Source organism: Stackebrandtia albiflava (assembly GCF_007994225.1).
Classification (GTDB): Bacteria; Actinomycetota; Actinomycetes; order Mycobacteriales; family Micromonosporaceae; genus Stackebrandtia; species Stackebrandtia albiflava.
Map to the genome: position 1 here is coordinate 1,161,945 of NZ_VLLL01000006.1, position 19,881 is coordinate 1,181,825.

General features: G+C 69.4%; 23 protein-coding genes and 2 pseudogenes. 15 read left to right on the forward strand and 10 right to left on the reverse strand.

Features of this window, described 5'->3' with window-relative positions:
* Positions 1 to 99: 99 nt before the first annotated feature.
* Positions 100 to 945, forward strand: a complete 846-nt coding sequence (locus tag LX16_RS16265; protein ID WP_170283863.1) for a SigB/SigF/SigG family RNA polymerase sigma factor — start codon at positions 100 to 102, stop codon at positions 943 to 945.
* Positions 946 to 978: 33 nt separating this feature from the next.
* Positions 979 to 1,398: a CBS domain-containing protein gene (locus LX16_RS16270; RefSeq protein ID WP_147139755.1), complete on the forward strand. Its 420-nt coding sequence runs from the start codon at positions 979 to 981 to the stop codon at positions 1,396 to 1,398.
* 231 nt (positions 1,399 to 1,629) lie between these two features.
* Here the strand turns inward: LX16_RS16270 and LX16_RS16275 are convergent, their stop codons facing one another.
* From LX16_RS16275 to LX16_RS16285, 3 genes are all read right to left on the reverse strand, one after another.
* Entirely contained in the window at positions 1,630 to 1,959 is a 330-nt protein-coding gene (locus LX16_RS16275; RefSeq protein WP_147139757.1) for a plasmid stabilization protein, read from the reverse strand.
* Positions 1,960 to 2,059: 100 nt separating this feature from the next.
* Entirely contained in the window at positions 2,060 to 2,356 is a 297-nt protein-coding gene (locus LX16_RS16280; RefSeq protein WP_147139759.1) for a hypothetical protein, read from the reverse strand.
* Positions 2,357 to 2,410: 54 nt separating this feature from the next.
* Positions 2,411 to 3,241: an LLM class flavin-dependent oxidoreductase gene (locus tag LX16_RS16285; protein WP_147139761.1), complete on the reverse strand. Its 831-nt coding sequence runs from the start codon at positions 3,239 to 3,241 to the stop codon at positions 2,411 to 2,413.
* A 283-nt stretch (positions 3,242 to 3,524) separates the two neighbouring features.
* On the opposite strand from LX16_RS16285, the gene LX16_RS16290 reads away from it, so the two are divergent.
* Both LX16_RS16290 and LX16_RS16295 read left to right on the forward strand, forming a co-directional pair.
* Positions 3,525 to 3,950 (forward strand): hypothetical protein, encoded by a 426-nt coding sequence (locus LX16_RS16290; protein ID WP_147139763.1) that lies wholly within the window; start codon positions 3,525 to 3,527, stop codon positions 3,948 to 3,950.
* Positions 3,947 to 5,221, forward strand: coding sequence for a cytochrome P450 (locus LX16_RS16295; protein ID WP_147139765.1), 1,275 nt, complete (start codon positions 3,947 to 3,949; stop codon positions 5,219 to 5,221). The genes LX16_RS16290 and LX16_RS16295 overlap by 4 nt, the downstream gene beginning before the upstream one ends.
* Here the strand turns inward: LX16_RS16295 and LX16_RS16300 are convergent.
* Positions 5,162 to 6,376: an ROK family transcriptional regulator gene (locus LX16_RS16300; protein ID WP_244615847.1), complete on the reverse strand. Its 1,215-nt coding sequence runs from the start codon at positions 6,374 to 6,376 to the stop codon at positions 5,162 to 5,164. The genes LX16_RS16295 and LX16_RS16300 overlap by 60 nt on opposite strands.
* A 63-nt stretch (positions 6,377 to 6,439) precedes the next feature.
* Between LX16_RS16300 and LX16_RS16305 the strand changes: the two genes are divergently transcribed.
* A complete protein-coding gene (locus LX16_RS16305) occupies positions 6,440 to 7,708 on the forward strand; it encodes an MFS transporter (RefSeq protein WP_147139769.1) in 1,269 nt (422 codons plus the stop codon).
* Positions 7,709 to 7,845: 137 nt separating this feature from the next.
* Here LX16_RS16305 and LX16_RS28270 read toward each other — a convergent pair.
* Together LX16_RS28270 and LX16_RS16315 are read right to left on the reverse strand one after the other, a co-directional pair.
* Positions 7,846 to 8,451: pseudogene (locus LX16_RS28270) on the reverse strand (HNH endonuclease family protein); the annotation flags it as partial.
* Between the two features lie 171 nt (positions 8,452 to 8,622).
* On the reverse strand, positions 8,623 to 9,660 hold the full coding sequence (locus LX16_RS16315; RefSeq protein ID WP_147139771.1) for a proprotein convertase P-domain-containing protein: 1,038 nt from the start codon (positions 9,658 to 9,660) through the stop codon (positions 8,623 to 8,625).
* Positions 9,661 to 10,080: 420 nt separating this feature from the next.
* On the opposite strand from LX16_RS16315, the gene LX16_RS16320 reads away from it, so the two are divergent.
* A complete protein-coding gene (locus LX16_RS16320; protein WP_147139772.1) occupies positions 10,081 to 10,503 on the forward strand; it encodes a hypothetical protein in 423 nt (140 codons plus the stop codon).
* A gap of 198 nt (positions 10,504 to 10,701) precedes the next feature.
* Here the strand turns inward: LX16_RS16320 and LX16_RS16325 are convergent, their stop codons facing one another.
* Positions 10,702 to 10,968, reverse strand: a complete 267-nt coding sequence (locus LX16_RS16325) for a hypothetical protein (RefSeq protein WP_147139774.1) — start codon at positions 10,966 to 10,968, stop codon at positions 10,702 to 10,704.
* Positions 10,958 to 11,239: a hypothetical protein gene (locus LX16_RS16330; RefSeq protein WP_147139776.1), complete on the reverse strand. Its 282-nt coding sequence runs from the start codon at positions 11,237 to 11,239 to the stop codon at positions 10,958 to 10,960. The genes LX16_RS16325 and LX16_RS16330 overlap by 11 nt, the downstream gene beginning before the upstream one ends.
* A 329-nt stretch (positions 11,240 to 11,568) precedes the next feature.
* Here LX16_RS16330 and LX16_RS16335 point away from each other — a divergent pair, with 329 nt between their 5' ends.
* Together LX16_RS16335 and LX16_RS16340 are read left to right on the forward strand one after the other, a co-directional pair.
* Positions 11,569 to 12,408 carry a helix-turn-helix domain-containing protein gene (locus LX16_RS16335; RefSeq protein WP_158645631.1) on the forward strand — a complete coding sequence of 280 codons (840 nt, stop codon included), beginning with the start codon at positions 11,569 to 11,571 and terminating at the stop codon, positions 12,406 to 12,408.
* Entirely contained in the window at positions 12,399 to 12,569 is a 171-nt protein-coding gene (locus LX16_RS16340; RefSeq protein ID WP_147139780.1) for a DUF397 domain-containing protein, read from the forward strand. The genes LX16_RS16335 and LX16_RS16340 overlap by 10 nt, the downstream gene beginning before the upstream one ends.
* A 263-nt stretch (positions 12,570 to 12,832) precedes the next feature.
* Here LX16_RS16340 and LX16_RS16345 read toward each other — a convergent pair whose 3' ends face one another.
* The gene (locus LX16_RS16345) at positions 12,833 to 13,264 is read right to left on the reverse strand and encodes a hypothetical protein (protein ID WP_147139782.1); all 432 of its coding nucleotides are present in this window, start codon (positions 13,262 to 13,264) and stop codon (positions 12,833 to 12,835) included.
* A 265-nt stretch (positions 13,265 to 13,529) separates the two neighbouring features.
* On the opposite strand from LX16_RS16345, the pseudogene LX16_RS16350 reads away from it, so the two are divergent.
* The 4 genes and pseudogenes from LX16_RS16350 to LX16_RS16365 all read left to right on the forward strand — a co-directional run.
* Positions 13,530 to 14,159, forward strand: a pseudogene (locus tag LX16_RS16350) (DedA family protein); the annotation flags it as partial.
* Positions 14,160 to 14,575: 416 nt separating this feature from the next.
* Positions 14,576 to 15,229: a DUF998 domain-containing protein gene (locus LX16_RS16355; protein ID WP_147139784.1), complete on the forward strand. Its 654-nt coding sequence runs from the start codon at positions 14,576 to 14,578 to the stop codon at positions 15,227 to 15,229.
* A gap of 159 nt (positions 15,230 to 15,388) precedes the next feature.
* Positions 15,389 to 16,078: a biliverdin-producing heme oxygenase gene (locus LX16_RS16360; RefSeq protein ID WP_147139786.1), complete on the forward strand. Its 690-nt coding sequence runs from the start codon at positions 15,389 to 15,391 to the stop codon at positions 16,076 to 16,078.
* On the forward strand, positions 16,075 to 16,368 hold the full coding sequence (locus LX16_RS16365) for a DUF2470 domain-containing protein (protein ID WP_244615848.1): 294 nt from the start codon (positions 16,075 to 16,077) through the stop codon (positions 16,366 to 16,368). The genes LX16_RS16360 and LX16_RS16365 overlap by 4 nt, the downstream gene beginning before the upstream one ends.
* A gap of 124 nt (positions 16,369 to 16,492) precedes the next feature.
* On the opposite strand, the gene LX16_RS16370 is transcribed toward LX16_RS16365, so the two are convergent.
* A complete protein-coding gene (locus LX16_RS16370) occupies positions 16,493 to 16,858 on the reverse strand; it encodes a hypothetical protein (protein ID WP_147139789.1) in 366 nt (121 codons plus the stop codon).
* Positions 16,859 to 17,037: 179 nt separating this feature from the next.
* Between LX16_RS16370 and LX16_RS16375 the strand changes: the two genes are divergently transcribed.
* The 3 genes from LX16_RS16375 (at position 17,038) to LX16_RS16385 (ending at position 19,839) form a co-directional block, all read left to right on the forward strand.
* The gene (locus tag LX16_RS16375) at positions 17,038 to 17,391 is read left to right on the forward strand and encodes a hypothetical protein (RefSeq protein ID WP_147139791.1); all 354 of its coding nucleotides are present in this window, start codon (positions 17,038 to 17,040) and stop codon (positions 17,389 to 17,391) included.
* 114 nt (positions 17,392 to 17,505) lie between these two features.
* Complete coding sequence (locus LX16_RS16380; RefSeq protein WP_147139794.1) at positions 17,506 to 18,564, forward strand: BMP family lipoprotein; 1,059 nt, start codon at positions 17,506 to 17,508, stop codon at positions 18,562 to 18,564.
* A 219-nt stretch (positions 18,565 to 18,783) separates the two neighbouring features.
* On the forward strand, positions 18,784 to 19,839 hold the full coding sequence (locus tag LX16_RS16385; RefSeq protein ID WP_158645657.1) for a BMP family ABC transporter substrate-binding protein: 1,056 nt from the start codon (positions 18,784 to 18,786) through the stop codon (positions 19,837 to 19,839).
* The last annotated feature ends 42 nt before the right edge of the window (positions 19,840 to 19,881 follow it).

Here is a 19,881-nt window from a genome sequence, read left to right on the forward strand (position 1 = left end):
GATCGTTCAGGCGCTCAAGCAACGGGCCCGAAGACACCAGACCGCTATCGGCTGTGCGCTGTTGCCTGTGCACGCCGAAGTACCCGTCGGAGTCGAATCATGACGAACGTTGCACACACCCTCGCCACCCGTACCTCCGCTATCGACACCACCGCTCCCAGCCTCGACGCACGGTTGCGTCCCGCGTTGGACATGCTGGCCGACGCCTCCGGCGACGACCGGGAGCGGGAGGCGCTGCGGCACGACATCATCGAGCACGCGATGCCGTTGGCGGACCGGCTGGCCCGCCGCTTCGACCACCGGGGCGTCCCGTTGGAGGATCTGACCCAGGTGGCCAGGCTCGGCCTGGTCAAGGCGGTGGACGGGTTCACCACCCGACGCGGAACGGCGTTCAGCCGCTTCGCCATCCCGACCATCCTCGGCGAACTGAAGCGGCACTTCCGCGACAAGGGCTGGATCATCCGGGTGCCCAGGCGGCTCCAGGAGACCCGGCTCGCCATCAACGAGGCCACCTCGTACCTGCATCAACGGCTGGGCCGCACGCCCACCGTCGACGACTACGCCACGCACCTGGGCATTCCGGCCGAGCAGGTGCGGGCGGGAATGGCCTGTGTCCACGCCTACGACGCGATCTCCCTGCAGTCTCCTGCTCATCCCGGCTCGGAGGAGGAGCTGTCGGAGTTCATCGGCGGTGAGGACCCCGCCATGACGACCGCCGAGACCCGTACCGCACTCGGACCGATCATCGCGCAGCTTCCCGAACGGGAACGGCGGATCCTCGCCATGCGGTACGCCGACGACCTCACGCAGGCGCAGATCGCCGACCGCGTGAAGCTCTCCCAGATGCACGTGTCGCGGCTGCTGCGGCAGACGTTGGCGAAGCTCCGGGAGGGGCTGCGGGCGCGCGGCGAGTACGGCCGGACGGGTGCGGCGGCCCGCGGTTAGGAACACGTTCCGACACGGAGGAGGCGATCGTCGATGACGCAGCGCGTCAGCGAGGTCATGACACCGGATCCGGTGTGCGTCACGCCCGACACGACACTGGCGGGCACGGCACGCCGGATGAGGGATCACGACATCGGTGCGGTGCTGGTCGTGGACGACGGGCAACTGCTCGGCATCGTCACCGACCGCGACCTGGTGGTGCGTGGTCTGGCCGGGGAACTCGACCCGGCGACCAGCGAGGTCGGGGAGCTGACCACTCCGGCGGTCGCGGTGCTGGATGTGAACTCGCCCAGCAGCCACGCCGTCCGCGTCATGCGGCAACAGCGCATCCGGCGCCTGCCGGTGTGTGACGAGACGGGCCGACCGGTGGGAATCGTGTCGCTGGGCGACCTCGCCGAACACCACGACCCCGGGTCGGCGCTGGCCGACATCTCCGCCGCCGAACCGAACTGACACCGTCTCGGTGGCCGCCGGGGAAGGGCGGCCACCGAGGCGGCGTTCGCGTGTGGGCCGGGTGAGGAGCCGTGTGCGGGCCGGTTCCACGGCCACTTCTTGACCACGGAACGTTGCCTCGGCCGCGGGACCCGGGTGCCCCGGGCGGGGCCCCGTCACCCGGCGGGGGGTGGTGGGGGAACGGCCGGGCGGGGGTCGCCTCGACCGCCGCACCGCTCCGGCCGCCGCCTGTCAGTCCCGCCCGACTGCGCGTTCGAGCTGCGCCTTGTTCATCTTCGAGCGGCCACTGATGTTCTTCTTACGTGCCTCGTTGTAGAGCTGGTCCCTGGTGCGGCCCTTCGCGCCGGAGTGGGAGCGTTGCCCGCCTCGCTTGTAGGAGGACATGTCGTCCAGGGAGCTGCGGCTGGCGGTCTTCGACTCTCCGGAGCGTGCCCGTGCCTTGTTCACGGTGCGGGCGGCGATCTCCTCGGCGCGGTCCTCGGACCGTCCCTGCTCACGTTCGCTGTCCTTGATGTGCTCGTACTGGCGTTCGCGTTTCTTGTTCCAGGCTTGTTGTGGCATGGTCATCCCTCCTCGTGGTGCGCCACTTCATGTGGGAGCCGGCCGGCCTCGTCGTGCGCCGCCGCCGGCGGTGTCGCTCCGGTACCGCCGGGTGGGCCGGTCACCGTCGTGGACGGTGCTCCTCGTGCCGGTGCCGGGTCATCTTGTACCGCTGCCAGCCCAGGTCCAGCACCATCAGTACGGCCACGGCGGTCAACAAGACCGCCAACCACGTGATGCCGGCGGCCCAGGCGAGGATCGCGAGACCTCCGTTGATCACCAGGGCGATCAACGCGAACAACGCCTTCGCCTTGGGGGGCAGCGGTTTGGCCTTCATCGGCTCGCTGCCGTCACGCCGCGAGTCACGCTTGGCGTGATCCAGGGCGTGGAACTCGGTGGAACCGAAGTACATCGTCATCACCCCTTCGGACGGGGATGGTTTACCCGCCGGAAGGGGCCCGCAAACCCGGGTTCACAGGGCCGGAAGCACCTCGGCGCGGTAGCGGTGCAGGAGTTCCCGCTGGTGGGGGCCGACGTTGTCGATGTGGACGGCGGTGTAGCCCTGGTCGCGGAACCGGCGGAGTCCGGTGAGGTGTGCCGACAGGTCCGGCCCGCACAGGACCTCGTCACCGTCGCGGCGTTCCGCGGCGATGGTGGCCGCTTCGGCGGTGTCGGGCGCCCAGCACACGGTCATGGACCCGATGAGCGGTTTCGGTCCGTCACCCAGTTCCCGGAAGGTGTCCCGCAGCGCCGGGTCGGGGGCTGCGGTGACCAGTCCGTCCGCGTGGCGGGCGGCGAGCGCGGCGGCCTGCGGTTCCGCGGCCGTCACCCACACCGGTGGTGGTGTCGGCGGCGGGTCGGCCAGTGTCGTCCCCTCGACGGTGTAGTGGGCGCCGTGGTGGTCGACGGGTTCGCCCCGCCACATGCGGCGCATGATGTGCAGTGCCTCGGTGAGCCTGTCGAGTCGTTGCCGGTACGGCGGGTCGTCGGCGGTGGGGCCGCCGGGGTTGAGGGCCAACCGGATCCGGCCGGGGTGGAGGGCGGCGCAGGTCGCGGCGGCCTGGGCGATCCCGGCCGGGTGGAGGCGCGCGGTGGACAGGCCGATCTCGGCGGTGACCGGCACCGACAGTCGTTGGCCGAGGGCGCCCGCCATCGACCAGGTGAACGGTTCGGCGCCGAGCCGGGACCGGCAGCCCTCGGTGAGCCAGACTCCCGTGAATCCGGCCCGTTCGGCGGTGTCGGCGTGAGCGAGCAGTTCGGGTGGGCTGAACTCGTCACAGGGCAGTAGGTATTCGATTCGCATGTCGTCTCCGTGGGAGCGGGACGTGCCGAGGTGGGTTCCGCGTGGGGCGGTACGCGTGGCCACGGTGTCCCGGCGGCTGGCCGGTGCGGAGCCGGTTCGAGGCGTGACCCGTCGAAGCGGCCACCGGTTCCCCACGGTGGCCGTCGTCGTCGCTCAACGCCATTGCGCACTGATACCCGGGGGTTGATCAGGCGAAACCGCGCCCCGGCACCCCGTCGTGGGGCAGGGTTGACTCAGGGGGCCGCAGGGTAACAGACGATCCAGCCGAGCCGAGGAGGCGACGATGACGACCACCGACACCGTGCAGGCGATCGATCGAGACCACCAGACACTCGTCGGGTTGTGTGAGGAGGTGGCCCGCGCGGGCGGGCGCCCCGGACCGGAGTTGCGCGAACTGCGGATGCGGCTGCGGGCGCACTGCGCCGCCGAGGCGGTCCACATCCTTCCTTATCTTCCCGGGGCGATGTCGCGGCATCGCGGCTCGGAGCTGCCCCGGTTGCTCGACCACGCGATCGACGCCGCCGGCGGCTCCGACTTCGCCGCCGCGTGGGAACGGTTCACCGAGGCGCTTCACGCGCACGTGACCCACCGGCCCGACTTCACGGCGCTCGATCGGAGGGGTTCGGGGCGGCGGCTGGCCCGCCGGTTCGAGCTGCGCCGGGTCGCGGAGTTGCAGGCCGCGATGAGCCGCCGGGAGGCGACGGCATGAGCGCGGCCGGGACGGGTACGGCGACGGCGGCGCCGGTCGACGCGGTCCCGGAGCGGCACCGCGACGTCAGTCTTCCGTTGTGGTGGTACGGGTACCGGTTCATCTCCCGCCGGATGGACCGGTTGCGGGCGACCGCGTTCCAGGCGAGGCTGCTCGGTTCGCCGACGGTCTTCCTGCGGGGACGGTCGGCGGCGCAACTGTTCTACGACAACACCAAGTTCACCCGGGTGGGCGCCATCCCGGGACCGATCAAGTCGACGTTGTTCGGTAGGGACACCGTGCACGGGCTCGACGGGCACGCCCACCATCACCGCAAGGCGATGTTCCTGGGGTTGTTGGACGACGACGCGGTCGAGCAGGTGACCGACATCGCGGCCCTGCACTGGCACGAACGGCTCACCGGGCGCGGACCGCGCCGCCGGATCGTGTTGTTCCACGAGGCGGTGCAGGTGATCGCCGCGGCCGTGTGCGACTGGGCGGGCATGGCGACGCGGCACCCGGAGTTCCCGGGGATCGCCACGGAGCTGGCGCGGATCGTCGACGGTTTCGGCAGCGCCGGGATGCGTCACGTGCGTGCCAGGGTGGCGCGGCTGCGGTGCCGCCGCTGGGCCAGGGGGTACGTGTCGGCGGTGCGGGACGGCCGGTTGCATCCGCCGCCGCACCGGGCGGTGGCGGTGGTGGCGAGGCACCGTGACGAGCGTGGCCGGCTGCTTCCGCTGGACGTGGCCGCCGACGAGTTGGTGAACGTGATCCGTCCGACGGTGGCGGTGGCGTGGTTGATCACGTTCGCGGGCCTGGCCCTGCACCGCGAGCCCGGGTGGGCGGAGCGGATCGCCGGGGGTGACCGGGCGGCGTTGACGGCGTTCTGTCAGGAGGTCAGGCGCTACTATCCGTTCGCGCCGTTCCTGGCGGCGCGGGCGCGCAAGGACTTCCAGTGGCAGGGGCATCGGTTCACCCGGGGCGGCAGGGTGGTGCTCGACCTGTACGGCACCGACCACGATCCCCGGTTGTGGGATCGTCCGGAGGAGTTCGATCCGGGGCGGTTCCTGGCGTGGCGGTTCGATCCGTTCTCGCTCATCCCGCAGGGCGGCGGCGACGCGGCCTCGGGGCATCGGTGTCCGGGGGAGGCGTTGACGATGGGGTTGCTGGAGCAGGCGACGCTGCTGTTGGCCCGGGGCCGGGCGGAGGTGCCGCGCCAGAACCTGTCGTTCTCACTGTCGCGGATCCCCAGTCGGGTCACCAGCGGCGTGGTGCTGGTGCCACGCGGTTAGCCGTTCGGGCGTGATGAACTCGTCGAAGACCAGTTCCATCGCGCCGACCAGGGGGCCGCGTACGCCGAGGTCGGCGGGCAACACCGGTGGCGGGTCGTCGAGGTGGTATCGCATCAGGGCGGCCCGGTACCCGGCGGTGACGGTGTCGCGGGCGCGGTGGAGCAGGTCCACGCCGATCCCGGACAGGGTGACGGCGGCGGGATCGTGGGCGTTGACGAGGCCGCCGATTCCGCGTCCCAGTGAGTCGGCGGTGGCGTCGAGGACCGCGACGGCCTCGGGTTCGCCGTCGGCGGCGTTGCGCAGCAGCCGGGCGAGTGCGGCGCGGCCCTGCCGGTAGTCGGCGGCCACGCCGTACCGTCGCAGCATCGGTACGGCGCCGACCTCGCCTCCCCAGCAGCCCTCTGCGCCGCAGTCGCAGGGCCGGGTGGAGCCGGTCAGTCGCATGTGTCCGTACTCCCCGGCGATGCCGCGCGCGCCGGTCAACGGCCGGCCCTCGTCCATGAGGCAGCCGCCGACTCCGAAGTCGACGTGGATGTGCAGGGCGGTGGACAGGCCGCGCAGTTTGCCCCGGCGGGCCTCGGCGAGCGCCGCGAGGGTGGCGTCGTTGGCGATCCGTACCGGGATGCCGGCGGTGCCGAGCCAGCCGGACACGTCCAGTTCCTCCCAGCGCAGGTGGGTGACGTGCAGGAGGTTGCCGTTGACGACGGGCCCGGCGACGGAGACGGCGGCGCCGACGAGGCGGTGGCCGAGTCGTTCGCGGTGGGCGGCGATGCGGTCGGCGATCTCGGGGAACACCCGGGACGGTTCGCCCTGATGTGTCTCCTCCTCCAGGACGGACAGTTCGCCGCCGATGGTGCCGGTGGCGAGCTGCCAGCCGTCCTCCCTGAGGTGGATGGTGAGGGCGACGGGGCCTTCGGCGTGTGGCCCGGGGACGTGGCTGGGCCTGCCACGGCTGGGTGGTTCGGCGGGTGATTCGGTGATCAGTCCGGCGTCGGAGAGTTCGGCGACCAGGACGGAGGCGGTTCCGCGTGCCATGCCGAGCCGGTCGGTCAGTTGGGCGCGGGTCAGGGCGGCGCCGGTGTCGTGGACGGCGCGCAGTAGTCGGGCACGATTGTGGGCTCGCAGTTCTTCACTGGTTCGAACCGGTGGTGACATGCCGCTCATTGTGACAGCACCGGCGATCGTTTATGCTCGTGGCGAAAACATAAAGGAGCGTCAATGCTGTTCCGGTTCGCGCCGCGCGCGGCTCCCCGGCTGCGCCGGGCGAGACTGGGAGTCTTCGGCTACTTCGCCGTCTCGGGCCTCACCATGGGCTGTTGGGCGGCGGGCCTGCCCGCCCTGGACGAACGCCTCTCCCTGGGGCCGGGGCGCCTGGGGAACGTGCTGCTGCTCATCGCGGCCGGCGCACTGGTCAGCATGTTGTTCACCGGCCGTGCCTGCGACCGGTTCACCAGCCGCGCGATCACCCGGTTCGCGGGGCCGGTCAACGCGCTGGCGCTGATCGCACCGGTGCTGGCGGACTCGTACGGGGCGCTCGCGGTCGCGGCCTTCGGCTATGGGCTCACACTCGGCGCCATAGAGATAGCCATGAACGTCAACTCCATCGAGGTGGAGTCGAGTTACGGGCGCCCGATCGTGTCGGCGTTCCACGGCCTGTGGAGTCTCGGCGGCGCCGTGGGTGGCGGGCTCACCGCCTTGGGCAACCACCTCGGTGCCGACCCGCAGGCGTTGCTGGTGACGGTCGCGGTCCTGTCGGCCGGCCTGTTCCTCTACTTCGGAATCATGTTGTTGCCACCGCCGGCGGCTCCCGCGGCGGTGACCCCCGAGGGCGCCGCCCGCGCCCGCACCGGTGGACTCCGCTGGGGCGTGGTGATCCTGTTGGGCGTCGTCGCCTTCTCCGGCTACGTCAGCGAGGGCGCCGCGATCGACTGGGCGTCGGTTCACGCCCGCCGCGTCCTGGACGCCGACCTGGCGGTCGCGCCCATCGCCTACACCGTGTTCGGTGCCGCGATGACGATCGTGCGGCTGCTGGGCGACCCGATCCGGGGGCGCCTGGGATCGGCGAAGACCCTGGCCCTGGCGGGCGCGATGGCCGCCGCCGGATACACACTCGTGCTCGTCTCGCCCTGGGCGGGCGGCGCGGCGGTCGCGGTGGCCTGCCTGGGCTGGCTGCTCACCGGTTCCGGCCTGGCGACCGTGGTGCCCGTCGTGTTCAGCGCCGTGGGTGCCAACGGCGGATCGGTCGGCAAGGCGCTGTCCACGGTCACCGCGTTCGGCAGCGCCGGGCTGCTGATCGGCCCCGGTGTCATCGGGCAACTGGCCGAGGCCACGAGCCTCCCGACCGCGCTGATGGTCCCGGCGGGGCTCGCGGTCGTCGTCGCGGTCTTCGGTCCACCGGCGATCCGGGCGCTCACCGGCGGAAGGTCCGACGCGATCCGGCCCGGCGCCACGACACCCGATAAACCGGTCGGAGAACCGGTCGCCTGACGGCCGCGGCGAAGCACCGGTGGACCGGACGGGCGGACGGCCAGGGCCTCGTCGGTGGGGGAGCCGGTGGGGGCCTCACCGACCACCTCCACGGTGAACTCCTCGTCCGGGCAGTCCGAGACCAGCCTGCGCAGCGCGGTCTGCTCGGTCTCGTCGATCGTCAGGCCCCACCGGGTCTTCACCGCGACCCACTCGGTGACGTAACGGCAGACGACGTCGGCGACCCCGGGAAGCCACTCGGCCGGGTCCTGATCGGACTTCTCGCCGTTGGAGTCGCCGGTGACGGCCACCAGCGCCCGGTCGTCTCCGAGGTCGTTGGCGAAGTCCCGGCGTTTCTCGGTGGTCCAGGCGTGTGCCCCGGAGTCCCACGCCTCGGCCAACGGGATGAAGTGGTCGATCTCGATGTCCCGGTGGGAGTCCAGGGTGACGCCGTCGTAGTAGGAGTCCCATTCGCCGCCGGTGAGGCGGCAGTCGGTGCCGACGTCGGGTGCCTCGACGGCTTCGGCGATCAGGACCTCGTACCGGGTGTTGCAGTCGTCGCCGTCGGCGTCGATCCAGTGGGGGAAGAGATCGCGGTCGTAGCCGTCGCGTCGTTCGTCGGCCACCGGCAGTGCTTCGACCGCCGCGGCGAGCCCGGTGGACACCGATTCGCCCGGTGGTCCGTCCCACACCTCGCAACCGGCGGTCACCGCCGCGCAGGACAGGACCACGGCGAGGACACGGACCGGGGAGGAGGGGGACATCGTGGACTCTCCAATCGGAGGGGAGCCGGCCGGAACTCCAGCTTGGCACACCGCGCGCCGCAGGGGAAACGGCGAAGGGTCCCGGTCGTCGCCGCACCGCCGTGCCGACGACCGGGACCCGAGAGTCGTCCCCGGACCCGCCGCGTGTTGCCGGGGACGGGGACGATCCGTTTACAGGCCGATACTCCAGGAGTCGATGGTCCCGGTACCGCCGGACGCGTAGTCCTTCACCGACAGCGTCCAGGTGCCCGACCGGTCCTCGGCGGACAGGTCGACGCGGTACTCGGCGCGCACGTCCTCACCGGAGTCGCCGGTGCGTTTCAGGACGTGATGGTCGCCGTCGGGTGTGTAGAGCCAGATGGACAGGTCCCCGGCGTCGGGATGCGTGATGTCGACGGTGACGACACTGTCCGCCGAGGCCGTCCCCTCGCAGTCGGAGACGGTCACGGCGCTGGTGGCGATACCGGTGTCGGGAATCGTCACCGCCGTGGACTCGGAGAACGGGCCGCACGTCGCGGGCGGTGGCGTGGTGTCGCCGCCCTCGACGACCTCGACGGTCAACTCCTCGTTCGGGCAGTCCGCCGCCAGATCCGTCAGTGCCGACTTCTCGGCCTGGTCGACGGTCAGGCTCCACCGCAGCTTCACCGCGACCCACTCGCCGACGTAACGGCAGGTCTGCGACGTGTTCTCCGGCAGCCACTCGGCCGGATCACGGTCGCCCTTGGAGGAGTTGGAGCTGATCGTCACCGCCGCCAGCGCCCGGTCGTCTCCGAGGTCGTTGGCGAAGTCCCGGCGTTTCTCGGTGGTCCAGGCGTGCGCTCCGGAGTCCCACGCCTCGGCCAGCGGAACGAAGTGATCGACGCTGATGTCCGACGGGGAGTCGGCGGTCACGTCGTCGAACCACGAGTACCACTCGCCGCCGGTGAGGCGGCAGTCGGTGCCGACGTCGGGGGTCTTGACGGCTTCGGCGATCAGGACCTCGTACCGGGTGTTGCAGTCGTCGCCGTCGGCGTCGATCCAGTGGGGGAACAGGTCGCGGTCGTAGCCGTCGCGTTGCTCGTCGGCCACCGGGAGATCGGTGACCGCGGTGCGCAGTGGAACCGTGATGGTCTCGGCGGATGCCGGGCCGGCCGAGACTCCGGTGAGGACTGCTGCGGCGGCGATACCGGTGATCGCCGCCGCGGTGATATGGGATCGGGTTCGTGTCATGTCGACTCCGCTCGTCGGGGGGCGGGCGGTGCGCCGGGCCGATTCCGGTCGTACCCGGCGGTCACCCCACAGTGAACTGCCATGCCCGGAAGTCCGGACATGCCATCATGATCGATTCGTCCGTTCCGCGTGTCAATAGCGCGGTTGTTCGGGGTCACCCGTTGTGGTGACTTCAGAGGCCGTCTTCTGTGGATTCCCGTGGGGCGATCGGCCCGATGAACGGCTTTCCCGGAGGGTGCCATTACGGGCGGGGTTCGGCAACATGGCCTCATGAGTAAGAGAAGACATGGCGGAGTCGCGACGCTGCTGGAAGCGGTTCGTGGTTTCGGTGTCACTGTTCTGGCTTTCGCCCTGACCTTCGCGGGAACCGTACTCTTCGTACACCGATTGGCGACGAACGAGGCTCCGGAAGAATCGCCGATGCGAACCGAACTGTGGCTCATCCTCGCATTCTCAGCCGTGGTCGCCGCCGGCATTCTTTTCATGGCCCTCCGGCACTTGCAGAGCAGGAGCGTCGCACCACCGCGTCCGATCGACGTCCGCCTTCAGGAGGCGCTCGACGAGGTGAAGTCCTCGATGGGGTACGCGAGTGAACTCATGGCGGAGTTGCAACGGGAGATGGACGCCCAGACGGCGGCCAGGGACGCTCTGGTGGCGCAGGCGGAGGAGAACAGGCGGCTCGCCGAGATCGACCGGGAGCAGGCGGAAAGGATTCGAGGGATCCTGTTCGCCGAAACGAAGGCCGAGGCCCGGCGTCGGAAGCGAGCACAGTGGGCTTTCTTCCTGGCCGGTGTACTGATATCGATCCCGGTCGGTATCGCCATCAACCTGTTGACGAACTGAACGAGAGTGGGTCACGGCGGTCGCGGCGCGCCGCCATGTGGCGTCGTCCCGGCCGGCGGATGAAGCCCCGACCGCCGCAGACGCCACAGGTAGCGGGTGTCGAAGCCGGCCGCGGGTCGGCGGTTCCGCCCGATTCCTCCGCCAGCACGCTGGCGCCTACGCAGCGTGGGCAGCGGGTCGTCACCGGTTCCACGGTGGTCATCGTCGCCCCCGGTGGTCGCCGCGCCGCCGGAACTCGTCCCACACCCGCATGGCGGCGGCCTCGCGCGCCCCGCGCCACTCCTTCGAACGTTCCACGTACGGGGCGCCCCACGAACCGCGCACCACGTTGAGGTACCGCGACACCGTCGCCACCAGCATTCCCCGCGAGTAGATCCGCACCATGTCCGGCACCGAGCTCGTCGTCACGTACCAGCGTGACCCGTCGAGGTCGAAGTGGCCGAGGTCGATCGGTTCATGCGACATCCGCGCGGACCTCCCGCCAGGCGTCCCGCAGCCGCAACGCCTCGTCGCGGACCGACGCCTTCCACCGTTCCCGCCGCAGCCAGTGGCCGCCGTGCCAGGCCGCCGACACCCGGCCGGGCTCCCACTCGTGCAGTACGACGACGGGGCTGCGCACGTAGCTCGGCGGCGCGTCCACAGTCACCCGGACCTGTGAGGTGCCGGGAACCCCCGACGCCACGAACCGGTCCTCGCCGATCGTGAACCGTCCGAAGTCGACCGGTTCAGCGTTCATTCCCGGCCTCCCGTCGCACTCACTCACACGGGAACCGGACGCCGAACCGAAGCCCGATCCGCTCACTACACGCACGACACCGCATGTCATGACGGCCGTAGGGTTCGTGATCATTGCGCTTCTCGTACTTCTGCTTCATGGTCGCCCTCTAATTTTCCATTGTCATTCCGACCTTTGAGGGAAAGGTAGATCCGGGAAGGTGCGAACACAATGGATCATTACGGGCATGCTGCCAGCGCGATGCGGCCCACTTCGTAGTCCGTATCGGACTGGCGACTTTCACCGTGCGGACTCGCGATGTACAGGTTCACTGAGGCAGAATCTGCTACGTGGCTGGATTGTCATTCGTACACACGCATCTCGGAATTCGACTCAGGGCATTGCGCGAATTCGCCGGCCGCAGTCCATATGACGTCGCGCGCACGCCCAACATCGGTTCACGCAGCGCGCTTCTGCGATTGGAGGGCGGCGAGACCCGTGACGTGCTCATGCCCGTGGTGGACCACCTGTGCAGGTACTACGGGGCTGATCGCGACCTGCGCCATGAGCTGAACAGAATGGCGATCGCCTGCAGCGATTCTGGCACCGATGCCTGGTGGGAACCTGTGGGAACGCCGACGTGGGCAGGTCTTCTGTTCGAACTCGAGCCGAAGGCGACGACGATCAGCACGTATGAGACTGAGAGTGTGGCGGGGTTGCTTCAAACCGAGCGGACCATTCGGGCCTTGCTCGTCGCCAATCCCCGCTTGACGGCGCAGGACGTCGATGACCTCACCAGGAAAAGACTTGCGCGGCAGTCGCGTGTTCTGTCGGATGCCGCCGCACATTCGCCCATGTGTCATTTCGTGCTGAGTGAGGCGGCCTTGCGACGTCGGGTCGGCGGTACGGACGTACATGCCGAGCAGATGAAACATCTGAAGGAACTGGACCGATGTCCCACGGTGTCGGTATCCATTGTGCGGTTTGATGTCGGCGCGACACCGGGGACCGCTCATCCCTTCGTGTTGTTGGACTTTCCGAAGGATTACGCCCGCACCGTCGTGTATTCCGAATCGGCTCTCGGCGCAACGTACAGCGATGCCTTGGACGAGGTCACCACCCGCAAGGGTATGTTCAAGAGCATCAGGGCCGTGTCTGTACCGATCGGAGATTTCGTGTTATGGCGGTGAAGTGGCGCAAGTCGAGCCGTTCTGGTGGCAATCAGGGCAACTGCGTGGAGGCCAGGGCGAACGGTTACGGCTATGAGGTCCGCGACTCCAAGACCCCGGCTCTCGGTGCCCTCGCGGTGTCGGCCGCCGACTGGCGGGCGTTCCTGACGTCGGTGCGGTGATGACTGAGACGATCGAAACGGCCCCGGGTGACCGGGGCCGTTTTTTTCGCGTCGGAGATCCGCCCTGATCGGACCGCATGGGCGCTGTCAGTCGGCTTGGTTGGTCGAAATGCCGGCTTGGTTGGTCATACGACGGCGGAAAATCGGACATTCGGGCTTATTCGAGGCATGTCGATCGTCGTGCGGCCAACCAAGCCGCGATTTGCGAGCTGTTGGCGGCGGTCTGTCGTTGGGTTCGACGCCGTGCCGGCCCGGAATCCGGCCTAATCGGACCAGAGGTCGGTGCGGCGGGTGAGGGCCGCGGTGACGGCCTCGGTGTCGTCGACGGAGGCGTCGTCGCTCCACGCGGGGGTGACGTCCACTCCGGCGGCGTCCCGCGTGACCACGGTCGTCGCGCAGAACGGGCAGCGGCGGGGCGCGTCCGCCCGGAAACGACCGCCGCAGTCGCACGGCCGCAGCCGTTCCGCGACGACCGACATCAACTTCGCGTGTTCGGCTCCCGGGTGGGCGTGCCGGATCTCGGCGTACCCGGCGTCGCCGTGACCGACCTCGGCCATGCGGGGGCAGCCGTCGCAGTACAGCAGGTGGAAGTCCTCGAACGGAGAGTGATCGATCCGGTGCAGTCGCCGCCCGCACTCGGGGCAGGGGAACTCGGCGGCGTTCCGCAGGTCGGCGTCGTCTCTCACGGCGTGCATGTCCGACAGCATGGCACCCTGGTACGACACCCGCCCGCGCGGCTCCGGGGTGTGGTTTTCCACAGCACATCCGGGTGGTGGGCCGCAGCCGTGTGTGCGCTCGTCCCCATGGTCGCCGGTCCCGGTAGTTTTTAGAGTGGTGCCCGGCAATGCCAGACACGCTCCGTCTCCTGCGGCCGCCGCGTTCTCGACGCGGAACCGCCGGTCCGGGTCGCCGGCCCGCGGGGCCGCCGGAAAGGAGCGACGACAGTGAGGAATCCACCAGATGTCGAGCACTGAAGGAGTGCTGTCGAGCGTCACCGAGTGGGCGGTCGGTTTGATGGAGACGATGGGTGGCCCCGGGGCGGGGCTGGCCATCGCGTTGGAGAACCTGTTCCCGCCGCTGCCCAGTGAGGTGATCCTGCCGTTGGCGGGGTTCACCGCGAGCCAGGGGAAGATGAACCTGTTCGCGGCGATCGCGTGGACCACCGTGGGTTCGCTGGTCGGGGCGATCGTGCTCTATTACATAGGCGCGGTGTTCGGCCGCAGACGCATCTACGCCATCGCGGCCAAGCTGCCGTTGGTCAAGACCAGCGACATCACCAAGGCCGAACTGTGGTTCAACAAGCACGGGGCGAAGGCGGTGTTCTTCGGCCGGATGATCCCGATCTTCCGGAGTTTCATATCGGTGCCCGCGGGCGTCGAACGGATGTCCCTACCGAAGTTCCTGCTGTTCACCACGGCGGGGAGCCTCATCTGGAACACCCTGTTCGTGGTCGCGGGGTACATGCTGGGCGAGAACTGGACGCTCGTAGAGGAGTACGTGGGCGTCTACTCCAAGGCGATCCTCGGCCTGGTCGCGGTGGCGCTCGCGGTGTTCCTGGTGCTTCGCATCCGGTCGATGCGCCGCGACCGGGACGACGACTCCGACTCGGACTCGCCGATCCCGCCGCCGCTGCCCGGCGACGGCGGATCCGGATCGCGGCGGCACCCCGGAGACGGGGGCGCTGCGTACCGCACCGCGGACCCGGGGGCCGGGTACGGCTGGGACGTCGAACCGGCCCCGACGGCCGGCGCGCCCGGCCCCTTCCACGACCGGCGGCGGAGCGAGATGCCGTACGTGCGGGGTCCCGGTCTGGAACCCGGGCACCCGCACGCCTCGGCGCAGCGTCCGCCGACGCCGGAGAGCCACGGGGACGGGTACTACCGCTCCAGGAACGACCGGGGTTGACGGCCGGGAGAAAAAAGTTCGGCGGGGTTGTCGATTCGGTCGATCCGAGTTCGTCGTAGGGGTGTTCGCACACTCGAGCACTGGAAAACAGGAGCCCCGAAATGACCTCGTCGACCGTTTCCCCCGCCGTCACCGCCTCCCTCGTCTCCCCGTCGCCGCGCGTCGCGACCCGGCGGCTGCTCGCCGCCGGGGTGATCGCCGGACCGCTCTACGCCGTCGTCGGGTTCGCCCAGGCGTTCACCCGGCCCGAGTTCGACGTGACGCGCCACCCGCTGAGCCTGCTGTCCCTCGGCGACCTGGGATGGATCCAGATCGCCAACTTCGTGATCACCGGTGTGCTGCTGTCGGCCATGGCGGCCGGGCTGCGCAGGGTGCCGGTTCCGGCGCGGCGGGGCATCGCCCGGCCGTGGTCGATCGGCCTGTTCGGGTTCGGGATGGCCGCGGCGGGCGTGTTCGTCGCCGATTCCGGCACCACGATGACGTGGCACGGGATGGGCCACATGTTCGCCGGCCTGATCGGTTTCACGTCGTTGATCGCGGGTTGTCTCGCGGTGGCGGTGCGGGCGTTCCGGGACGGGGCGCGCGGTTGGGCGGTGTTCAGCGGAATCACCGGCGTGGCGTACCTGGTGGGGTTCGGCGGGATCTCGGTGACCGCCGGTCACCCGGTGGGTGTCATGGCCTTCACCGGCGCGACCCTGATCGGTTGGGCGTGGATCGCGGTGGCGGCGCGGCGGGCGGCGGCCCACGTCGCGTAAGGGTCGGGAACGGCCGGTGCCTCGGGGCACCGGCCGTTCCCGTGTGGTCGTGCGGTGGCGACCGGAGAACGCTCATTGGGACCGGTTCAGAACAACCGATTGCGGCCAATGCCAGGTTAGGCTAACCTCACTGCACCCCCGTGAGGTCAGGAGCACCCCATGACACTCGACGCACCGACGACGCCGTTCTCCGCGGCGCTTCGCCAGGCCACCTGGGCGCGCCACGAAGGCGTCGTCCCCTCCGAAGGCGAGTCCGAACCGGACGGTCCCGGTGTGCTGGCGGCGCTGTTGGCGGGCGAACTCCACCTCGACGACTACACCGCGCTGCACGCGCAGCAGTTCTTCGTGTACGACGTCCTCGACGAGGCGTCGCGGGCGATGGCCGGCGACCCGGTGGCGGGACCGTTCTGCGTTCCGGAACTGTCCCGTGCCGCCGCCTTCGACGCCGACCTGTCCATGTTGATCGGCGCCGACTGGCGGGACCGGATAACGCCGCTGGCGGCGACGACCCGTTACGTCGACCGTCTCAGGCGGGTGTGCTTCGACTGGCCGGGCGGTTTCGTCGCGCACCACTACACGCGGTTCCTCGGGGACCTCTCCGGAGGCCAGGCGTTCCGCGCGGCGGCCAACGACTCCTACGGCTTCGGTGACGGACCCGGCGTGAGCTTCTACGTCTTCGACGGCATCGGAGACCTCACCGAGTTCAAACAGGGCTATCGCGCCAGATTGGACGCCGCCGGTTTCGGGCCGGAGGAACGGCGACGGGTGATCGCCGAGGTGCTCGACGCGTACGACTACAACGAGGCCCTGTTGGCCGAGCTGGCCCGTGGGATGCGGAGGTCGGTGTGAACCCGTTCGAGGACTCGGTGATCGAGGCGATCACCCGGCACATGAACCGCGACCACACGGCGGACACCCTGGTCATCTGCCGGGGGGTCGGTGGCCACGACCGGGCGACCGCCGCCCGGATGGACACCTTCGACGCCACCGGGGCGGAGTTCACCACCACGGTGGACGGAGTGGCGACCCCGCTGCGCATCGCGTGGTCGAAGCCGTTGAGCACCCGGGCCGAGGTGCGCCCGGAGATCGTGCGGATGTACCACGAGTCACGTGCCAGGCTGGGGCTCGCCGAAGCCTGAACGGGTGCCCGCCCCCGGCGTCCCGCGCTCCCGCGCGGTGCCCTTTACGCGCCGAAGTCGGGGAACGTCGACGGGTCATGGGCTGCGGTGGGCCGGACGATCGTGGACGCGGAGCGGCCCCGGTCTAGGCCCGCAGTCCGGCGGGCGGGCGGCGGCCCGGCAGCAGCGCGAGGGCGGCGAGCAGGATGACGGCCAGTGACAGGCCGGCCTGGGCCGCGACGGGCAGGCCGAACATCCCGCCGGTGCCGGAGTCGGCGGTGCCCTCGTCGTCCTGCGGGTCGCCCGGTGAGGGCGCGGGCGAGGTCCCCGACGACGAGCCGCCACTGGGCGTGGCCGTCGGCGTGGGCTCGTACGGCGGGTTCGGGGAGCCGTCGTCGACCGTGTCGTCCACCAGGATCATCGCCGGCGGACTCGTCTCCCCTGAAGACTCCACAATGGTGGGGAACGTGACGATCGCCAAGGCCAGTGCGGTCAGCGAGATGCGCGCCACGGCCCCACTTCGCGCGATTATCCGGCGTCGCGACCGAGGCGCGTGCAACATCGGCCGCGCGCTCCCCCTCACGCCATAGATGTTAGCCATCGACGTTCGTCTTAGCGACAAGTATCACGATCCCGTCACGGTGAATCCTACTTCGACAAAAAGTAGAACATCTGGCATACTGCTGGGCTATGGAATTGATTCACCTGATCCTGCGCTACCTCCACCTGATCGGATTCGGATTGCTCATCGGTGGCTGGCTCACCGCCTACCTGAGTCGGCGCCTGAAGGTGAACCCGGCGATGCTGTGGGGTGCGGTCGTCCAGGTGGTCACCGGGATCCTGTTGTCCGCGCCGCTCGACCGCGCCGAGGACGCCATGCCCGACGGCATGAAGCTCGGTGTCAAGGCACTCCTGGCGATCCTCATCTTCGTCATGGTGTGGGTACCCCATTGGAAGAAGCGGGAATCCTCGTCCAAGGGGCACTTCCTGGCCATCGGCGGCCTGATCCTGGTCACCGCCGGGGTCGGCGTCTTCTGGACCTGACGGACCTGACCGACATGACGGCACGCGGCGCCGGTCGCCCTCCCGCCCGGCGCCGCACGTCGTGGAATCCCCGGATCCGGCCACAATGGTCGACCGATGCGGTAGACCTGAGACATGTCACGACGGGTCCGCACTGCCTTGACGTCCCTGGTGGCCCTGGGAGCGGTCACCCTCACCGCGTGCGGTGAGGCCCCCGACGAGTCCGGCTCCGACGGTGGTGACTTCCAGGCGTGCATGATCACCGACACCGGTGGCGTGGACGACCGCTCGTTCAACCAGTCGGTGTGGCAGGGCCTCAACGACGCCGCCGAGTCGAACGGCGACATCGAACCCTCATACCTCACCTCGGCCTCCGAGGCCGACTACGAACCCAACCTGTCGCAGGCGGTGAGCAAGGGCTGTGAGGTCGTCGTCGCCGTCGGCGGCGTGATGACCGACGCCACCCGCGCCGCCGCCGAGGCCAACCCCGACGTCTTCTTCGTCATGGTCGACGGGCTCATCGACCTCCCCAACGTGTACTCGGTGCAGTTCGACACCGCCCAACCGGCCTTCCTGGCCGGTTACCTGGCCGCCGGGACCAGCGAGACCGGGAAGGTCGCCACCTTCGGCGGCATGAAGATCCCGCCGGTGACGATCTTCATGGACGGTTTCGCCGAAGGCGTCGCCCACTACAACCGGGAGAAGGACGCCGACGTCCAGGTGCTGGGCTGGAACCCCGAGACCCAGGAGGGCAGCTTCGCCGACAGCTTCACCGACCAGTCGGCGGGCCGCAGCCTCACCCAGAACTTCCTGTCCCAGGACGCCGACGTGATCCTGCCCGTCGCGGGCAACGCGGCCCTGGGCGCGCCGTCCGCCGCCGAGGGGACCGAGGGCGCCAAGGTCATCTGGGTCGACTTCGACGGCTGCGAGGCGGCCGAACAGTACTGCGCGCTCTTCCTCACCAGCGTCATGAAGAACATCCCGCCGGTCGTCGCCGACACGGTCACCGAGGCGCAGGCGGGGGAGAACCGCACCGGTTCCTTCATCGGCACCCTGGAGAACGACGGGGTCGGGCTCGCGCCGTACCACGAACTCGAATCCGAGGTGCCCGCCGGACTCGCCGACGAGGTGTCCGCGCTGCGGGAACAGATCATCGATGGAACGATCACCGTCGATTCCCCGGCGTCACCGTGACGGCCTGCCCCGACCCGGTGAACCCGCTGGTTGTGACCCTGGTCGCGGTGCCGGGATCGTATGGGTGACGCGGGATTACGTCTTAGTAACAACGCACTACAACTTGGCGACGACTCCTTCTCTTTCGGTGAATGCCGTACTAGTGTGCGTTCCCGATACGCCGCGAATCCGCGGTGCCCCGGGAAGGAGACAATCTTGCGCACCGTGCGTGGGAAGAGAATGGCCGCCATCGGCGTGACCGGCGCCGTAGCGCTGTTCGTCGCGGCTTGTGGCGAGGCGCCCGACAGCGCCAACGAAGGCGGCGACGCCGTCGCCAAGGACTTCAAGGCATGCATGGTCACCGACACCGGTGGTGTCGAGGACCGCTCGTTCAACGCCTCTGCCTGGCAGGGCATGAACGCCGCCGTGGAGGCCGAGCCGGCAGTGGAGGTCCACGTCAAGGAGTCCGGCAGTGAAGCCGACTACGAGACAAACCTCACCGGTTTCATCAACGAGGGCTGCGACCTGATCGTGGCCGTCGGTGGCCTGATGGGTGAGGCGCTGACCACGGTCGCCGCCGACTACCCCGACCAGCGGTTCGCGATCGTCGACGCCTACCTGCCCGACTCCCCGAACGTGTTCTCCATGGAGTTCAACACCGCCCAGTCCTCCTTCTTGGCCGGTTACCTGGCCGCCGGACACAGCAAGACCGGGAAGGTCGCCACCTACGGCGGCCTCAAGATCCCGCCGGTGACCATCTTCATGGACGGCTTCGCCGAGGGCGTCGCCTACTACAACGAGACCAAGGACGCCGACGTCGAGGTCCTGGGCTGGAACCCCGAGACCCAGAACGGCTCCTTCGCCGACAGCTTCGAGGACTCCGGCAAGGGCAAGTCCCTGACCGAGAACTTCGTCTCGCAGGGCGCCGACATCATCTTCCCCGTCGCGGGCAAGACCGGCATGGGCACGCCCACCGTGACCCAGGGCGACGACGCCCTGGACAGCATCTGGGTCGACCTGGACGGCTGCGAGTCGGCCGCCGAGTACTGCGAGGAGTTCCTCACCACCTCGGAGAAGAACATCCCCGACGCGGTCTCCGAGGCCATCCTCGCCGCCCGTGACGGCGGCCCGACCGACGGCCACACCGTCGGCACCCTGGAGAACGGCGGCGTCTCGCTGTCCACGCTGCGCGAGGACATCGACCCCGAACTGGCCGCCGAGATCGAGACCGTCAAGGAGGCCATCATCTCCGGCGACATCGAGATCAAGTCCGAGGTTCAGCCGGTCGCCTCCTGACCGGAGGGCCCGACGGCTTCACCCCGCCACCGCCGGACGCCG

What these genes read in the sequence shown, in the direction of transcription:
- LX16_RS16375 (WP_147139791.1), top strand. Translation starts at nt 17,038, where the DNA reads ATGGAATTGATTCACCTGATCCTGCGCTACCTCCACCTGATCGGATTC.
- LX16_RS16340 (WP_147139780.1), top strand. Translation starts at nt 12,399, where the DNA reads ATGGCGGTGAAGTGGCGCAAGTCGAGCCGTTCTGGTGGCAATCAGGGC.
- LX16_RS16385 (WP_158645657.1), top strand. Translation starts at nt 18,784, where the DNA reads ATGGCCGCCATCGGCGTGACCGGCGCCGTAGCGCTGTTCGTCGCGGCT.
- LX16_RS16345 (WP_147139782.1), bottom strand. Translation starts at nt 13,264, where the DNA reads ATGCACGCCGTGAGAGACGACGCCGACCTGCGGAACGCCGCCGAGTTC.
- LX16_RS16275 (WP_147139757.1), bottom strand. Translation starts at nt 1,959, where the DNA reads ATGCCACAACAAGCCTGGAACAAGAAACGCGAACGCCAGTACGAGCAC.
- LX16_RS16300 (WP_244615847.1), bottom strand. Translation starts at nt 6,376, where the DNA reads ATGTCACCACCGGTTCGAACCAGTGAAGAACTGCGAGCCCACAATCGT.
- LX16_RS16295 (WP_147139765.1), top strand. Translation starts at nt 3,947, where the DNA reads ATGAGCGCGGCCGGGACGGGTACGGCGACGGCGGCGCCGGTCGACGCG.
- LX16_RS16320 (WP_147139772.1), top strand. Translation starts at nt 10,081, where the DNA reads ATGCGAACCGAACTGTGGCTCATCCTCGCATTCTCAGCCGTGGTCGCC.
- LX16_RS16330 (WP_147139776.1), bottom strand. Translation starts at nt 11,239, where the DNA reads ATGAACGCTGAACCGGTCGACTTCGGACGGTTCACGATCGGCGAGGAC.
- LX16_RS16270 (WP_147139755.1), top strand. Translation starts at nt 979, where the DNA reads ATGACGCAGCGCGTCAGCGAGGTCATGACACCGGATCCGGTGTGCGTC.
- LX16_RS16380 (WP_147139794.1), top strand. Translation starts at nt 17,506, where the DNA reads ATGTCACGACGGGTCCGCACTGCCTTGACGTCCCTGGTGGCCCTGGGA.
- LX16_RS16315 (WP_147139771.1), bottom strand. Translation starts at nt 9,660, where the DNA reads ATGACACGAACCCGATCCCATATCACCGCGGCGGCGATCACCGGTATC.
- LX16_RS16280 (WP_147139759.1), bottom strand. Translation starts at nt 2,356, where the DNA reads ATGACGATGTACTTCGGTTCCACCGAGTTCCACGCCCTGGATCACGCC.
- LX16_RS16305 (WP_147139769.1), top strand. Translation starts at nt 6,440, where the DNA reads ATGCTGTTCCGGTTCGCGCCGCGCGCGGCTCCCCGGCTGCGCCGGGCG.
- LX16_RS16290 (WP_147139763.1), top strand. Translation starts at nt 3,525, where the DNA reads ATGACGACCACCGACACCGTGCAGGCGATCGATCGAGACCACCAGACA.
- LX16_RS16355 (WP_147139784.1), top strand. Translation starts at nt 14,576, where the DNA reads ATGACCTCGTCGACCGTTTCCCCCGCCGTCACCGCCTCCCTCGTCTCC.
- LX16_RS16360 (WP_147139786.1), top strand. Translation starts at nt 15,389, where the DNA reads ATGACACTCGACGCACCGACGACGCCGTTCTCCGCGGCGCTTCGCCAG.
- LX16_RS16285 (WP_147139761.1), bottom strand. Translation starts at nt 3,241, where the DNA reads ATGCGAATCGAATACCTACTGCCCTGTGACGAGTTCAGCCCACCCGAA.
- LX16_RS16325 (WP_147139774.1), bottom strand. Translation starts at nt 10,968, where the DNA reads ATGTCGCATGAACCGATCGACCTCGGCCACTTCGACCTCGACGGGTCA.
- LX16_RS16265 (WP_170283863.1), top strand. Translation starts at nt 100, where the DNA reads ATGACGAACGTTGCACACACCCTCGCCACCCGTACCTCCGCTATCGAC.